Below are 16,242 nucleotides of genomic sequence, written 5' to 3'. Positions count from 1 at the left end.
CCATAACTCCACCTTCACTACTCACCAATTAAGGAGAAGAAAAGAATGCAAATTAAAAAAACAGCAGTTTTGATTGCGCTCGTATTAATTTCAACACTCGCTATCACTTTCGTTTCTACTAGTGCACAAGTTTCTGGCGAAATGGCTTCGTACGCTTACATTGCAGTTGCACCCGACCCTGTGGGTGTAGGTCAAACCACATACATTTCAATGCTTGTCGATGTTCCTTTACCTGGCGCATCAGAAGCTAACGATGTTAGACGTCATAACTACAAACTCACAATCACTGCACCTAACGGCGACACAGAAACAAAGAGTTGGGACATAATCTGGGATACCACAGGCGTACAGTTTACCTCTTATACGCCAACTCAAGTTGGAACGTACACCCTCAAATTTGAGTATCCAGGTCAGGTATACACTTGGGGTTCAATCAGCGCCGCATACAACAACACCAAATTCCTAGCCGCATCTGCAACCACAACACTCACAGTACAAGAAGCACCCATCAGCGTTACACCCGATACTCCGTTGCCCACTGAATATTGGACCCGCCCAATCTTCGGACAAAACCACATTTGGTCTACCATTGGATCACACTGGCTTGGCAGTGGCTCAAACCAATTTGGGCTCTTCCAGCAAGGTGGCTATAACCTATGGCAGCAAAGTGGTACAGGTCCTGGTAGTTCCCACATCATGTGGACTTACCCAATCGAGTCAGGCGGTATAGTCGGTGGAACAAACACTGGCATCGAAAGCTCAACCTACTATTCAGGCGGCTCATACCAAGGCAGATTCCAAAACGCAATAATACTAGACGGCAAACTCTTCTTCAAAGCACCACTAAGTGACATGCCCACCTCAGGAGCATATACAGCCCTTGATTTACGCACGGGCAAAGTGCTTTGGACAAATGCCAACATCTATCCAACCTATGGCGAACTCTACAGCTATGAATCACCAAACCAACACGGCGTTATTCCAAACGGCTACTTATGGCAAGTTTCAGGCACCACATGGATGGCATATGACCCACTAACAAGCAACTGGCTATTCAACTTAACAAACGTCCCCACAGGAACCAACGTATACACTGAAAAAGGCGAAATAGTAAGATACATACTAAACTACAACACAACCACAAAAACTGGCTGGCTAGCACTCTGGAACTGGACAGCAGCACCAACCGTAACCTTAGGGTTACCTGGTTCTGGAACTAACGCTTTACAATACCGACCCGTAGGAAAAACAATCGACACAAGCACAGCATACTCATGGAACAAAACGATAACAGCCGATTTAACTGGAAATCAAGCGCCCTCCATCGTCTACGTTTTACCCGGTGACATTATCCTTGGCAGAAGCAGTGCAATAACTGCAGGTGTCGCAAGCACACGAGGCACTCCTAATCCTTACACGGTTTGGGCAATGAGCCTAAAGCCGGGTCAAGAAGGACAACTCTTATGGAAGAAATCCTACCCTGCACCATCAGGCAACAATTCTAGGACACTCGGACCACTAGATCCAGTGAACCGGGTTTGGACTATGACTGATGCTGAAACAATGCAGTGGCTAGGATATAGCTTAGAAAACGGCAACCTTCTATGGGGTCCAACAAATACACCGACACGTGCTATGCAATTCTTCAGTAGCGGTTCAGGTGCCGGTCAAAGAGGAGTCACAGCTTACGGCAACTTGTATGTTCAGGGCTTCGGCGGAGAACTGTTCTGCTATAACGTGAAAGATGGATCACTACTTTGGAAATACAACAACACAAACAGTGGCATGGATACCTCTTGGGGTTTGATGCCAATTTTCATAGCGGCAATAGCAGAAGGCAAAGTCTATGCGTTTAACAATGAGCACTCTCCAAACGCGCCACTTTACAAAGGCTACTCTATATACTGCTTAAACGCAACCACAGGCGACGAAATCTACAAGATGCTAAGCTGGTCAGGCCAAACTGGTGGAACAGGCACATCAACAGCGGCACTAGCAGACGGATTCTTAGTCTACTACAACTACTATGACAACCAAATCTACTGTGTAGGCAAAGGCCCAAGCAAGACAACAGTGTCTGCTCCAAACCTCGCAGCAGCACCATGCCAAAGCGTACTTATTACTGGCACAGTATCTGACATCGCCGCAGGCACTTTACAGGCAGAACAAGCAGCACGCTTCCCCAACGGTGTTCCAGTGGTCTCTGATGCAAGCATGAGTAAGTGGATGGAATATGTCTACATGGACCAGCCGAAACCAACTGACGTTAAAGGTGTTCCAGTCGAAATATTCGTAGTTGACTCTAACAACAACTACCGCAGTATAGGAACTGCGACCACAGACGCTACGGGCTTCTACAGTCTACAATGGACACCCGACATCTCGGGCAAATACACAGTCTACGCCACGTTCATGGGCTCTGAATCATACTGGCCATCACAAGCAACCACAGCATTCGCAGTAGATGAAGCACCAGAACCTACAGCGGCACCAACTCAAGCGCCACCAACCGTGGTTGAACAATACTTCCTGCCTTCAGTAGCAGCAATAATAGTTGCCATCATAGTCATCGGCGTAGTCATAATCCTGCTGGTACGCAAAAAAGTAAGCTAAACTCAAATCAAATCCACCCCTTTTCTCTTTTTATTTTGGGCTCAAAGCAAGAAACACGAACTTTTTTAATAGACAAAAAAGGCAACAGGTTACTTTGTTCACTAACGATTATCTTGCCTATGCGATACGTTTAGACTTTGAGGCCACTACGTAAGTGTTACTATAAAAATCCATGATGGAGATGCAGGGGGCACACACTACCATCGCATTGAATATTTAGTTTAGCTGGTTAGAAAGGGAATATACTGTTGAAATTACAGGGTTAAGATACCCTTGCGCCTCAAAGTGTCAGCTTGCGCATGAGTGTAACGCCAAACCACGTCGCCACGTTTGTCACTTTGAAAGTCCCAAGGCGAAACAATAACGATATCGCCCTCGCGAATCCAGACGCGCCTCTTCATTTTGCCGCGAATTCGGCATAACCGTTCAGCGCCATCCTGACATTTAACCAATATTCGGTCAAAGCCAAGCAGTTTCACTACAACGCCTAAGACTTCACCCTGTCCAGGATAGACCATTTCACTGATTGCGCCTTCACTTAAGACTTTTTTCTTTCCCAAACTTAGACCCCAATTTTCTGATTTGAAAAGAATAGGTCTATCTTGCTTAAAAGCATGTTCATCGAAGATGCATATTCAAAAGAGAGAATAAAAAGGCAGTCATAATTAAGGCAAAATAGACACACTGCGCATGTAGACGGGAAGACTCAAAGCAAGAAGCCTTTTCCTGAGCATTTGACTAATGCCTGAGCATATTTGAATCCTAACATTCAAAACTGTTATGGGCAGGTTGCTTTGCCTCTTACGTTTTGCTCCGCACATTTGGGTTTTCCTCTTTGGGCTCTCTTAACTACGTACATGGGGGTTGTTGTACGTAGAAATACAGCACATGACCATGTACGTAGTAAAAAACCAAGTGACCCAGCTTTATATAGGGGGAGGGGGGTCTATGGCAGAGCAACAAAAACTCGAGTTTTATAAGTATAAATAAGGGCTATAGAAAAAAGTCAAAGCAGAACGCAGAGGGTTGCTTTGTTTGTGGGGTTTGGAGATAGTTTGAGGGGGAGAAGGGAGAGCGTGCAAAAATAATTGTTTCTCCAAACCTTTCCACCAACCCTTGCATTCTAATTTTCAGATTTCTTTTTTTGCCCTCCATTACCATGCTACAGTGCTTTGAACGCTTCAAACCACCGATTATACATCGATAGCATATCCAACGAAACTGATGGTTTGCGCTCTTCTAGAATCTGGCGAAAATCAGCCATCGTTAAAGCACGAGGCTTCGCTTCCTTATCCATCGCCTGACCCGACTCAAAGAACTCACCAATTAACTTGAGTTGCGCCGACTGGCATACATCTCGAATGTCGCTTCCGGAAAAGCCCTCAGCTAAACGCGCCAACTCATCCAAATCAACGTCACGCGCAAGATGCAAATTACTCGAATACAACTTTAGCATACTCAAACGTGTCGCGTGATCCGCCAACGGTACCAAAATGCGTTTCTGGAAACGACGAATAAACGCCCAATCCAAATCCCACGGCTTGTTGGTTGCGCCAATCACGTAAACGTGTAATGCTTTGCCTTTATCAACAATCCCATCCATCTCTTTGAGGAACTGATTCCGCACACGGATTTCGCCTCCAACCTCGTTGCTGTGCGCACCCATCAAAGAGTCCAATTCATCAACAAACACAATTGCAGGCTTACCATCATTTGAAGACTTGCGCGCTGCACCAAACAACTTCGCAACATTCTGCTCAGCCTCACCCAGCCACTTTGACATAATCGAAGCCGCATCAATAGAATAGAAATTCGCATCAATCTCAGTCGCAACCGCAGCAGCCAACAACGTCTTACCACAACCAGGAGGACCAAACAACAAAATCCCACGAGGCCAACCAAGCGGGAACAAATCAGGACGCTGAACAGGATAAACAATAGCCTCCTTCACAGCCTTCTTAGCAACATCTAAACCAACAACCTCATCCCAATTCACTTTCGGCTTCTCCGTTATAACCAACTCCTCAGCCTTACCACCACCGCCATTACCACCGTTGCCATCCATCGTCGCAGAACCACCACCATCAGCATTCGTTGCATCGCTCATCTCAACAGGTGAAACAGCACCCTGCAGAGCTTTAATCCGCTCTTGATACGCAATAGCTCTCTGAACATAAACCTTGTTTAGACCATACTCAGGATAAAGTTGAACCAACTGCAACAAGCTTTCAATAGCCTTCTGATAAAGCGTAATTGCACGGCCTTTCTGGCCTTGCTTATCCAAACGCACAGCATCTAAAGCGTAGGCTGTTGCAGCTTTCTCCAATTCGTGTGACGCACTCATTTTTCCCTTTCTCCTATTCAGGTGATCTTAACTCTATCCTAATCTTACCTTTAGTTCCCAAATTCTCCAACGCACGCTCAATTTCCTCGTTCGATGTCTTTAACTCACTCGAACAACGACTCAAATCAATCTCACCGTTAGTCTTACGTACATACTCTAACAAGACATCTTCCAAAGAAGGCTTGTCAACCTTAAGCGAAAACTCCTTAATCTCAGATTTCTTATACGAAAATAGCGACCGCGTTGGATCAAACCCAGCCTCTTCCGTTGTTTTGGTGCCAAACACCTGTGAAGAACTCGCTGTTAAAGCAACCAGCTCCTTAATCGGTGTCTTCTCCTTTACAGGTGCAGTAGCAGGAGGCTCAGGAAGGCTCTCAGCGATTTTCTGCTCCAAAAAGCCCGAGACCTCTTTGAGGATTTCTTCGCCGCCTTCAGTCTTTTTACCAACAGGAATAATGTTCTCGTCGGTCGTAATCTTGGCAGCATGCAGCGTTTCTTGGATAGCACTGTTAACATTATTCAATTCGCTACTAACGTCAGGCAAAACTTGGAACAGTTCCTGCGAAACACCTTGCAGTAACCGCAAAGCAGGTTTCAAATCAGAAACAATGTCACCGAGTTCCTTGATGGTTTCAAGACGAAGGATAACACGTTCAATAGCTAACTGGACATTGTAGAGAAACTTTACAAGCTTGCGCACTTCCGCAATCTCAGTTGCACACATTGCGGCTCTTTCTTTGTTATTTTTCTTAAGAGCACTCATGCAGGTTTCAAAGAGAACACGGTCGCGCTCTTTTAAGCGGAAACTCGCTTGCTCAAGTTTGTTTTGTTGAATTTTAAGTGTATAAATGGATTTTGTGGCGACTTCACGCACTGGAGAGGGAGCTGGGTTAGTTAAGTTTTTGATTTTTATTCCCTCCGTAGCGTGTCGTCTCCACTTAATGTTGGCTATAAGCCAGCTTTTCCGACTTCTTTCACGTAAACAACAACGGGAGGTTCAGGCAGTTTTGTTGATGTATTGACTTGTTCAGCGTAGACTTTAGTTGTTTTTGGTGCAACTTGTGACTGGTCACTTTGTGATACAGCTTCGCCAAGCAGGACGCTGGAGAGTTTGCTTTTTGTTAGTTCATAATCGTTCTTTTCCGCGGTTGCACGTTTTAGTGTTTCCTGTAAAAGATTGAAGGCTGCTCGGTAGCTTTCTTCGTCTATTTTTCCTATTTCGTGTTCGATTTCTAGGTTCGCGATGGCGTAAGTGAGTGAGGAGATTTCTTCTTGGCACCGTTCGATTTCTATGGCTGCATCGTCAACGACTATTTGAGCGTCTTTTTTGAGTTGTGCCAAAACGCTTTCGAAGCTGGAGTGCATTTCTTGGTAGAGTTCTGGTGCGATTTTTTTCTTTTCGGCTAGTTCTTTTAGAGCTTGGTCTTTGCGCCAGATTAGTGGGATGTGGTCGCAAAGTGTGTTTGCTTGGTTTTTGATTTTTGAGATGAATGTGACTTCAGCGCCATTGAATCTTAGGCTTTCCATGGGCTGTTTTGAGAATTGGCCGTCGCCAAATTCTATGAATACTGCGTCAAATTTCCCGTTTGGGGTTAATGCGAATGATGCTACTTTTCCGATTACTCGGCCGTATTCGTTTTTGATTGGTTTTCCGATTGAAAGAAAAAGATTGGAGTTGGACAATTTTTTTCCTCCTTAGTTTAGAATTTCTCCGCTTCTGAAGTTGGGGCGGCTGGGATTCCTGCTGGTAGGTCTGGGAATTTGTCTTTGATCTTCTGCTCTGCGACTGTTGCTGCTTCGGTGAGAATCTTGGCTGCGTCTTCGTTTACTGTGTCGAAGTTGAGTGTCATTCCGCTGCCTTGGCCTGCTTCGATCATGATTCCGCTGAGCATGTTGCCGATTTCGCCTAGTTCGTTTTCTGCTTCTGGGAATACGCTTGTTAAGCCTGCTCGGACTGATCGTAGGACTCCTACGGCTGGGCCGAGTGTGGATACTACGTCGCCTAGTTCTGATACTGTTCGTAATCTTAAGGTGATTTGTTCTAGGGCGAGTTTGGCGTTCATGATTAGTTTTGACATTTTTCGGACTTCGGCTAGTTCGTTGGCGAATACGTTTGCGCGTGCGCTGTCGTGTTTTGTGTAGGCGTCAACGATGCGGGCGAAGATTGCTTTGTCTCTTTGGCTGAATCGGTCTGTTGCTTGGTCGAGTTTTTGCACTTGGAGTTCGATGCGCCTGACTGCAAAGTCGAGTCGCGGTTTTAGTGGACCTGGTGGTTTTACCGCGTCTTTTATGCGATTTGTGAATGGCTCATCTTCCCGTTTACTTTCCCATTTCTTAGCGAATCTTTCTGACAATTTGATTTACCTCTATTGAGGACAGAGTGCGGAAAATGGTCTTATACGTTGTTAATATGTTGGCAATATGGACGTATATATGTAGAGCTATATGTGTTGTAAAAATGGGTTGGGGGGTTTATACTAATGGAGTTAAACATGGTTGTGGCGGTTTTGGGATTATACATAAATGTGTTAGTTAGACTAAAATGATGTGTGGGCTATTGCTATGCTAAAGGTGAAAATGTATGAATAGCAGATTGAAAGTGTTCGGTTTGATTGCTCTTTTAGGCTTCGTTGCAGGTGTCATTGCGCAGGTCACAGCAGTCTTTGTTATTCCTTGGTTGGTGTCGGTTTTGCCGTTGCTTGGCGGTTTAACAAGCTTTATTGTTGCTGGATGCGCCGGTGCAGTCTTGACTGTTGTGCTTGTTGGCGCTTGGGCTTACCTGACTGGTAAAAAAGAGCCGTATTGAGCAGAGGCTTAATTTCCTAGCCTTCTTTCTTTGGCTTAGTTAGCTTGCTTTCTTGTTGAAAGTTTTTGTTTTGTTTTTTCTAGTAGTAGATGATGAGGGGGTGCCTTAGTTCATCATCAACCTGTGGGTTTGGCAGAGCAGTGTTTTTTGGGTTTTGTTTGTGGTTTGGGTTTTGTGTTGATTGTGGGGTTTGTACAACCAGTGCAGGATTGAACTGACGGGTTAAGCGGTGTTTTTGTTTGGGCGGTTTGTTGAGGGCGTTTGCGTGCGTTTTCTTCTAAAGATGCCTTGAGAGAGTTTGGTTGCTTAAATTTGTGTTTTCTAAAAGTGCTTTTTGTTTGACAAAATTCTTTAAATTTGCAGCCTGCGCTGTCTTGATTTGAGGCGCAACATGTGGACCTGCGAGTCGTGATAGCTTCTTCAGTACGGCAAAAAATCCTAAAAGTACTCGCGCAAAAACACGAACTCCAAGTCATGAAACTCGCCAGCAACGTCGGCACCACCTACAACGAGCTGAATCGAAACCTGTTGATTTTGGAGAAAGAGGGAATTATCATAAACGAGTACCGCGTGAAGGTCAGGCGTGGTAAGGTTAGGGTTTTGCGGCTAAACAGGGATAATCCCAAAACTGATGTCCTGATTAAAGTTTTGAAAACCTTAGAACAGTAAAAGCGAATAGCCACCACTTCAAATTACTTGGTTTTCATACGTTTCGCAGTATATTTCTCATGTATTCCGCCTTTCATTTAAAAACGAACGCTAATTTTTTTGAGCAGTGATAAAAATGAAAGAAAAACAATTCAACAATCGAATCAAAACAGAACATCAAACAACAGACAACAGTCCATGCAGTTACAGGAGGGAAATTGAGTGACCATAACAAGAATCCAGTATAAAAGAGGAACTTCAAATCAAAGTACAACAATAAATGTCACGCTAAATAATACGCCTACTGTCGGAAATACCTTAATCGCTGCAATAGCAAACGGTTCTGACGGCGGCGATTGCCACGTTTCATCTATTTCTCAAAGCGGCGTTAGCTGGAGTAAAATTAGATCTTCAGTAAGCGCTAACAATGTAGCAGAATCTGAAATATGGCTCGGCAACGTTCTTAGTAGTGCATCAAAGAATATTACTGTTAACTTAACGCAGTCACTTTACTATCACATATGTAATGTTTGTGAATACAGTGGCTTAATGTCATCACCCTTGGATAAAAGAGCAAGCAACAGTGGGTACGGTAACACTGTAGATTCAGGAACAACCGCTACAACAACTCAAGCAAATGAAGTATGGGTAGGAAGCTTATGCGGTACAAGCGGTTCCGCAGGTTTATCAAATCCAACAAACAACTTTACCATGCTAGACGGAGCCCTCACTTGGAGCATAGAAGCAGCATACTGCGAAAAAATCGTAAGCACCACAGGAACCGCTAACGTTTCTGCAACCACCAGCGGTACACCAGCTTGGGCAGGATGCATTGCAACATTCAAAGAAGAAACTGTTGAGTATGAAGACCTTGAAGTGGGGAATTTGACGGTACATGAGGATGCAACAGTTGCAGAGACGTTAACTGTTAACGGAGACACTACTTGCAATGGACATTTACAATTACCAGCATCAGGGAGTTCAATTACATTCGCTAGTTCAACCGGCGGAATAACAGGCACAAACACGGGCGCAATAGAATTCAAAGACGCATACAACAACAAAAAAATGCGAATACTCGGAAACTACGATACAGACAGCAAATATAAAATAAAAAACGATTACTTCAATGGTTCAAACTGGAACTTGCTATCAGCCTTAACCCAAGATGGACAACTAAAACTTCCAGTTCAGAGCACTGCAGCAGGACTAGTGACTGCCAGCGGTGCAAGCATTGAAACTAATGCGCCCCAAATAATGTTAACTGGTAACAACGCTTTGCAACTCCCAACTCAATGCCTTTTGCCATTTCCCCATGCGTATTCTACTCTTGGAAACGGTAATATCTTTTTCAAGGACACAACGCAACCTGACGGGCAACATCGTTTTCTTGACGGGCAATGCTCAAGTTTCTTTCTGGTAATGGTACAAGACCCCGCAGATCCGTTGGGAACTAATTATTGTCCCATAATTGCGACAGATCATGGTTTGTGGGCTGAAAAAGATATTCAAACCTACGGCGCTCTATTCTGTACAAGCGATCCTTGGAAAAGCTACGGAGGTGGAGCAATCATGTTAGGCCATGGTTTTCAAGGCTCAACCGACCCCCCCACAGATTACCTTAGCTGACTCCGAAACAGTTTATGGGTATCGGACAGGCACTTTTGTCTATCCCCCGGCTATTGGACCAGGTCATTGCGTAAACCGTCCTGACCTTGGAGGATTATATAGATATAATGGAGACTCTCAACAATATGTCCCTGCGGGCGACCTCTGCGCAGGTGCATTCGATACATTGTACATAAAACGAAGCAATGGGGCAACTGGGAATCTAAGCGCTATCATAGTGGATGTAGGTTGTACTGTTGATGCGTCTGGTGTTGAAGCAAATCATTTCTGCAGCATACAAGGCAACAATGTTGTCACCAAATCTACTGGATCAACAAACGTTTATGGTGTGCCTGTTGCAACAGTCACATACGCGTTGCAGAGTAATCAAGGCCAGAAGGTAAAAATCATAAAGTCAGGTCGAGCACAAGTTTACGCAGCAGAAACACTAAATGCAGGCGACAAAGTAACATCAAACAATGTTGGAAAAGCAACAAAGACCAATGGAATATACACAGTAATTCAAGGCGCAGCAGCTAATAACTTAGCAACCATCTGGATAAATTAACAAAGAATGAAAAGGTGACTAGATAATGTCTACACAAACTCAAACAGACCCTATAATGCAACAGGTTGGTATGTTGAACCTGCGAATCAATGACATGATGACCCAACTCAACGCTGTCGTTAAGCTGATGATGGATGAGAATTCCGCTTTAAAGAAAGAGAACGAAGAGCTGAAAACTACACCCACAAAAACTTAAGGCAAATATCTTCGAGGGAGCAGTTAGTGCTGCTCTTTCCCCCTTTTTCTTAGTGATTAAATTCTCATGCTATCAGAAGGAATTTCGTTCAAAAAAGTCCTTGTTTTTCATAAACTTTTTGAGAACCTTGTAAATTGGTCTTGACATCCTGTAGAGTGTTTTTCTGTTTTTTACGAACCGCTTGAAATTTAATCCAACCATAGCTTTCATACTATTGTTTAGAAATGCCAACTCTTCGCCTGAAAACCGCTCGTTTATTTCTTTCTCCAGTTCGCTCTTCATGAACGAGCCTGACGAGAGAATAACTATCCTCCACCAGAAGGGGTCATCATTCGAACGCTTAAATTCTTCAAAGAATGCCTTGAAGCCTTCGTGGTCGTTTATTGAAAGGTAGCGGATTTTAGAGTATAAAATGCGCATTTTATCCGATTCCAAGAAAGGTCTTTCATTTATGACATTGAGGTAGAATTCGGAGGCTTTTTCATGTTGTAAAATTTCATCGTAGTAGAGGGCTGTGTGGAAGTCTGAGGTAAGTTTACCGTACTCTTCTAAGGTTTTAGTGTCATATGGACGGGGGTCTTTTTTCTTTAGGCATACTGCATGCAGCCATTCAAGCTTTCGCCTTTCTGGTAAGGAAAATTTTGGCGGCTGATTCCCCTGTTCTTCTTCGATAGAGCAAATTTCCAGCCATTCCACATCAAAGATGTTCTTGAGGTGATTCTCAACAAAATCCTCATCGATTATTGTAGTTTCGCAACAATCAATAAAATTGGAGTTATAGAAAACTGATAGGAAGAATTTTCCGTTCGGCTTTAAGATTCTGCTTATCTCTAACATTGTTTTTAGTGGATTGTTAAAGTGATCAAGGCTGTTGCGTGAATACACTACATCGGCAAAATTGTCTGCAAAAGGAAGCGTTTCAGTTGTGGAGGCTATATGTTTAATGGCGCCTTTTGTTGCCTGATCCTGAGCCATTTCGGGTGCAAGTTTGATGTATTCATGCGCAAGATGATCAACATTGAACTTAAAATCTGACGCAACATGCGGTAAGTCATCACCGCTACCTCCTCCTAAACTAACTATACGTGTATTTTGATCTACCGTTGTGTGGTCTAGTTTACTTTCGAGCTATTTTGGAGGAACAAAATCAGTTGCAGACTTTCTTGCGGAACTGGTTTTATGGTGTGAATGTTTGGATAGTACTGAATCCATTTCAGCTTTCTGGTGCTCATCAAGAACATTAGGAACAAAACACGGAACACCGTCGATAATTGGGTAAGTCCTTTGACAGCCCTGACACAGCATTGAGACACCAGTAACCTTTAAGTTTCCTTTGCAGGTTGGACAGACTAAATTTTTCTCCCAATGCTGAGCCGCCCACATCTTTAACTGAACACCAGTAGCTTCTTTTGCTCTTTTTCTAACTGGCGGTAATTATTAAACGTTTTATATTAGCATCAAAAGACGAGCACGCCCTATCATTCCTGTGTCTGGGTGTAGGGTGGGGCTTGTTTTAATGCTGTCAGCAGTTCTTGAGTCCAAAGCGCAGGCAGCGGACACGACTTAATGTCTTTGAGGAACGGTATTTTGTCTGGGGCATTTTTTAGTTCGTGCAGGTTTTCCCACTCCACGGTGATGTTTTCTGAAAGCTGGTCTTTCTGGACGCCACTGTAAAGAGCGCCCTCTTCAAAGTTTTCGGATTCGCCAGCCGTAAACGGACCAACCAGCGTTCCAGTCTTGTCATTAAACAAGAAAACAATGTCGTTTCCTTTGATTTTTGAGGTGTCAACTTGCCTGTCCGAGCAAGAAAACCGTTTGCTCTTGGTGCACTCGGTTATGTCGTAGGTGGTGCATAAAAAAATGTATCCAATTTGCATAAATAACAAGAACAAAAACAAACTTAAAACACTATCTACAAAAAGAAAAATTGAAACTGTGTCTAGTCGGTTTCTTGCTCTTCTTGCACCGTTTCATCTGGCTGATTTTCCTGCGCTTCTTCCTCTGGCTGCTCAGCTGGTTCTGCCTCTGCCCCCGCCTGCTTCTCAGCCGACAACAACATGCCAATCAGCGCTTTCTCATCCACTTCCGCTCTGGTGCGCCAATCCAAATAGAGCATGCCTTTGTCGTCCTGCATCAAGTAGCCGTAGCGGATGTAGCGGTCAACGTTTAAGCCAACTTTCCAGCCGGGCATTTTTTCCGCCAAAAGCGTTTCTACGTCTTTTCGTGTGGCTTGCCCCTTCTTGCTGATAATGAACGAGATTGTTATGGCTAAGCCTGCTAAGTCGTCGATACGCCAACCCATCAGCTTGTCCTTGCTCACAGTGCCGCCGCGCAACGTTACAAAGAACCGTGCCCTGTCCATCTCCTCAAGCGTTGGCTTCTCTGGTGTTTTCTCTTCTTCAAATATGGTTTTCACTTGCAAATCAAGCGGCTTCAAATAGTCATCCAGCAAATCGAGCACTTTCAGGTAGTCTGAACCCAACGCCTTGTGCAGTTCCCAGCCTTTCACGCCTGGCTTCTGGTGCCGCTTGTAGAAGAGCATCTGTGTTGCCTTCTTGACTTTGCTGCCGTAAACGCCTTTCTTCTTGCTCAAGGTGTTTCGCCTCTTTTCCATTTTTGCCAATCTTCGCAGGACACGGCAATCGGCACTGACGTTGACTGCACCGTCAAAGCCGCGTTTCGGGGTGTATCGTAAGGTTGGAGGAAGACGGTTTCTTCAAGCCTGTCAACTTCCAAAGTAGCGTAGCCGTAAGTCACAAGGAAACTGGTTATGAAGGCGCGTTGCACGGTTTCCTCGTAAGTGTCTGCGCCGATGAAATCCCAGTAGGCGATTTTGCCGTCAGCGCTCTTCTCGGCGGCTTTGGTTTTGAGTTCGTGCCAGTAGCACTCTAGTTCTTCTGAAAATTCCTTGTCGCTCAAGACGCGCTGTTTGATGAGTTCGTCACGGCTCACCGCGCCCATTGCTGTCTCAGAAACTTCAATGTCTTTCCACCGCTCGCCCATGGGCGGAAGTGCTTCCCAATACAGCAAGCCCTGAGCTAAACCGTGAAGGCTAAGCTGCTCGAACTCGATGATTGGGCTCCAAGCGCCAAGAAAAACTTCTACCATGCCCTGTTTGTCTGTTTGGCGGATTTTTTCTTCCAGCAGGAACGGGTCAGTGTAAAGGGCAGTTGAGCGTTGCTTGACCCATTCGCTCTGCATCTTAATCACCGTTGCCAAGTGATGAAGTGCTTCAGCGTCAAGTTTTAGCTCGTCTGGGTGCTCCCAATGCGGAAAATACTCCTTAACAACCCTGATGATTTCGTCAATTTCCAGCGTGAAGGGATCAACGGTGTGGTTTTCGATGGCGATGCACATTTCAATAATGCGTTCCAGCCGCTCTTTGCCTAGTTGCTTGTGGTCTTTTGTTGTCTGCATTAGGCGGTTACCTCACGCACGACTGATTTGCCTTCAATGTTCTGAACCGTGATGACGTTGGCATCTTGCTGGGCAAAAGTGATTTGGCTGGGCGTAATCACCACGTACTGAGCACTCGCATCCTTAATGATAGAAACCAGAACTTTCGCAATCATCTCGCGGTTTTTCGGGTCCATGTGGATGTCGTACTCGTCTACTGCTCGGAACGACGAACGCACGTGCTGTTGGAGGGCTAAGAGGAAAGCCATAGTAGCTGTTGTTCGTTCTCCTCCGCTTTGCGTGTAAGCGTCCAGTGCCACGGGTTTGCCGCCCTTGAATCCCACATAGATTTCTAAGCCTGCGGTTTCAATGTCTTGAGTGTTTGAGAGCTGCACTTCGCCCGACGCAAGCGTTTGGCTCATGATTTTTTGGTACTCTATGTTGACGCGTTCAAGCAGGCTCTCCATTACGCTGTGCCATGCTTGCATGCGGGTTCTGACTTCCTCGAGCGTTTTCTCTCGGTTCTCTGCTACTAGTGCGGCTTTTTCTTTGAGTTCTAAGTAGAGTTTTGAGTAGGATTCGTATTGGCGTTCGATGTCTTCTGAAACATCAGAGAGCGCCGCTAAGTGCCCCTCAGTTAAGCGGATTTCATCCAAAACATCGTTGGCGCTTTTGAGGACTGCAATGCGTTCGCCCGATTCTTGTGCTTTCTGGATTGCCGTGTTTAGTGCTTCTTGTGCTTCTTTTAGGGATTCTTCAACGCTTTTTAAATCTGCAATTGTGCTGGCTTTTTTGAACTCTAGCAAGGCAAGGCTCACGCGCTTCTCTAAGGCTTGCGCAGTTACTTTGTCAGTGGAATCTTCCAAATTGAGCAGTTTGGTTTGGTTTTCTTTCACTTGCTCGTTTGCCCTTTCGATTTGTTGCTTAGAGTTTTCCAGCATTTCTTTTAGGTTCTCGCTCCGTAGCAGTTTGAGTTGGCTTGGGTTTGAAATTTGATTTTCAATAACTTGGGTTTCACTCAACAGCTGAGTAATCAGCGATAAGACGGATTCGTTTTGTGCTATTTCACGTTCCAAGCTTAAGCGCTCATCAAACAGTGATTTGATTTCTCCTCTGAGGGATTGCTGTTGGGTTTGTTGGGCATCAATTTGGCTGATTGCCGCTTGCCACTCGTCCTCAATCTTGCCCAGTGCTTGCTGAGTCTTGTTAAAGCTTGCCTGCAAACCCTTAACGGTGCTTTCGCGTCTTTCGACTTCTGCCCAAACGAGTTCACGGTCTAAGAATCGCCGTTTGAGTTGCAGTTGCTTTTTTTGTTGGTATTTCTCGTATTGTTCGTGCCAGTAATTGAGGGTTTGTTGGGCTTGTTCGAGGAGTTTGCTGACGGATTCTTCTTGGCTTAGGATGCGCATCAGTTTGGTTTTGGCTTGCACTACGTTTTCTCGGAAAGGTTCTAAGCCGACTGCGGCTTCAACCATGCGCAATTTTTCCGTGTTGCTGAGAACGCTGAATTGTTCCACCATGTTTTGGTGCATTATGATTAGCATGTTGTCGGGGTCAACGCCGAACTTGCCGAGCAAGCGTTCAACGTCTTGTTTGCCAACGGCTCGGTTTTCGAGTTCAAACCAGTACTTGCCGTCTCGGCGTAAAATGCGGGTTAGGAAGAGTTGGTCTTTTTGGTATTTGGCTACGGGGCGTTTGTTGCCCATCTTGCTGTTGTCGAGGATGAGTGTTACTCGGGCTTGGTCTTGTCCCCAGCGTATTAAGTCGCTTAGTTTTCTGGAGCGTTCCGTGTAGGATTGTCCCAAGCCAACGGAGATTGCCAAAAGAAGTGAGGATTTTCCTGCTCCGTTTGGTCCGCCGATTACGTTTACGCCTTGTTTTAGGGGTACTCTGGCGTACTCGTAACTCATGAAGTTTTCAAGGATCAGCTCTTGGATAAGCATTATTGATTACTTTTGCCTTTTGATGTGGAAAATAGTAGTGTGAAGACTCTCTTATTTAACTAATTAGGCATGTTTGCGCTGAAAATCAGGCTTTTATATACATGTTTTTTGGCGTGTGTT

Annotated in this window: 15 protein-coding genes and 1 pseudogene; 6 read left to right on the top strand and 10 right to left on the bottom strand. The window is 44.9% G+C overall.

Annotation, left to right across the window (positions count from 1 at the left end):
* Positions 1 to 45 precede the first annotated feature (45 nt).
* On the top strand, positions 46 to 2,613 hold the full coding sequence (locus NWE95_08725; GenBank protein MCW4003977.1) for a PQQ-binding-like beta-propeller repeat protein: 2,568 nt from the start codon (positions 46 to 48) through the stop codon (positions 2,611 to 2,613).
* A gap of 254 nt (positions 2,614 to 2,867) precedes the next feature.
* Here the strand turns inward: NWE95_08725 and eif1A are convergent, their stop codons facing one another.
* The 5 genes from eif1A to NWE95_08700 all read right to left on the bottom strand — a co-directional run bounded on the left by eif1A (position 2,868) and on the right by NWE95_08700 (position 7,311).
* Positions 2,868 to 3,173 carry a translation initiation factor eIF-1A gene (eif1A, locus tag NWE95_08720; protein MCW4003976.1) on the bottom strand — a complete coding sequence of 102 codons (306 nt, stop codon included), beginning with the start codon at positions 3,171 to 3,173 and terminating at the stop codon, positions 2,868 to 2,870.
* Between the two features lie 602 nt (positions 3,174 to 3,775).
* A complete protein-coding gene (locus NWE95_08715) occupies positions 3,776 to 4,957 on the bottom strand; it encodes an AAA family ATPase (protein MCW4003975.1) in 1,182 nt (393 codons plus the stop codon).
* Between the two features lie 13 nt (positions 4,958 to 4,970).
* On the bottom strand, positions 4,971 to 5,681 hold the full coding sequence (locus NWE95_08710; GenBank protein ID MCW4003974.1) for a hypothetical protein: 711 nt from the start codon (positions 5,679 to 5,681) through the stop codon (positions 4,971 to 4,973).
* Between the two features lie 224 nt (positions 5,682 to 5,905).
* Positions 5,906 to 6,640, bottom strand: a complete 735-nt coding sequence (locus NWE95_08705; protein MCW4003973.1) for a CdvA-like protein — start codon at positions 6,638 to 6,640, stop codon at positions 5,906 to 5,908.
* A gap of 17 nt (positions 6,641 to 6,657) precedes the next feature.
* Complete coding sequence (locus NWE95_08700) at positions 6,658 to 7,311, bottom strand: Snf7 family protein (protein MCW4003972.1); 654 nt, start codon at positions 7,309 to 7,311, stop codon at positions 6,658 to 6,660.
* A 227-nt stretch (positions 7,312 to 7,538) separates the two neighbouring features.
* Between NWE95_08700 and NWE95_08695 the strand changes: the two genes are divergently transcribed.
* The 5 genes from NWE95_08695 to NWE95_08675 all read left to right on the top strand — a co-directional run bounded on the left by NWE95_08695 (position 7,539) and on the right by NWE95_08675 (position 10,783).
* Positions 7,539 to 7,763 (top strand): TMEM43 family protein, encoded by a 225-nt coding sequence (locus tag NWE95_08695; protein ID MCW4003971.1) that lies wholly within the window; start codon positions 7,539 to 7,541, stop codon positions 7,761 to 7,763.
* Positions 7,764 to 8,156: 393 nt separating this feature from the next.
* Positions 8,157 to 8,432, top strand: a complete 276-nt coding sequence (locus NWE95_08690; GenBank protein MCW4003970.1) for a hypothetical protein — start codon at positions 8,157 to 8,159, stop codon at positions 8,430 to 8,432.
* A gap of 201 nt (positions 8,433 to 8,633) precedes the next feature.
* Positions 8,634 to 10,040 carry a hypothetical protein gene (locus tag NWE95_08685; protein ID MCW4003969.1) on the top strand — a complete coding sequence of 469 codons (1,407 nt, stop codon included), beginning with the start codon at positions 8,634 to 8,636 and terminating at the stop codon, positions 10,038 to 10,040.
* Complete coding sequence (locus NWE95_08680) at positions 9,994 to 10,587, top strand: hypothetical protein (protein MCW4003968.1); 594 nt, start codon at positions 9,994 to 9,996, stop codon at positions 10,585 to 10,587. The genes NWE95_08685 and NWE95_08680 overlap by 47 nt, the downstream gene beginning before the upstream one ends.
* 25 nt (positions 10,588 to 10,612) lie before the next feature.
* Positions 10,613 to 10,783, top strand: a complete 171-nt coding sequence (locus NWE95_08675; protein ID MCW4003967.1) for a hypothetical protein — start codon at positions 10,613 to 10,615, stop codon at positions 10,781 to 10,783.
* Positions 10,784 to 10,855: 72 nt separating this feature from the next.
* Here NWE95_08675 and NWE95_08670 read toward each other — a convergent pair.
* The 5 genes and pseudogenes from NWE95_08670 to NWE95_08650 form a co-directional block, all read right to left on the bottom strand.
* Positions 10,856 to 11,872, bottom strand: a pseudogene (locus NWE95_08670) (class I SAM-dependent methyltransferase).
* 389 nt (positions 11,873 to 12,261) lie between these two features.
* A complete protein-coding gene (locus NWE95_08665) occupies positions 12,262 to 12,660 on the bottom strand; it encodes a hypothetical protein (protein ID MCW4003966.1) in 399 nt (132 codons plus the stop codon).
* A gap of 62 nt (positions 12,661 to 12,722) precedes the next feature.
* The gene (locus NWE95_08660) at positions 12,723 to 13,376 is read right to left on the bottom strand and encodes a hypothetical protein (GenBank protein ID MCW4003965.1); all 654 of its coding nucleotides are present in this window, start codon (positions 13,374 to 13,376) and stop codon (positions 12,723 to 12,725) included.
* Positions 13,373 to 14,200: a hypothetical protein gene (locus tag NWE95_08655; GenBank protein ID MCW4003964.1), complete on the bottom strand. Its 828-nt coding sequence runs from the start codon at positions 14,198 to 14,200 to the stop codon at positions 13,373 to 13,375. The genes NWE95_08660 and NWE95_08655 overlap by 4 nt, the downstream gene beginning before the upstream one ends.
* Entirely contained in the window at positions 14,200 to 16,122 is a 1,923-nt protein-coding gene (locus tag NWE95_08650) for a hypothetical protein (GenBank protein ID MCW4003963.1), read from the bottom strand. The genes NWE95_08655 and NWE95_08650 overlap by 1 nt, the downstream gene beginning before the upstream one ends.
* Positions 16,123 to 16,242 lie beyond the last annotated feature (120 nt).

Source organism: Candidatus Bathyarchaeota archaeon (assembly GCA_026014725.1).
Taxonomy (GTDB): Archaea; Thermoproteota; Bathyarchaeia; order Bathyarchaeales; family Bathycorpusculaceae; genus Bathycorpusculum.
The sequence above is the reverse complement of the archived record's forward strand: the minus strand, read 5'-3'. Positions and strand labels throughout refer to the sequence as shown.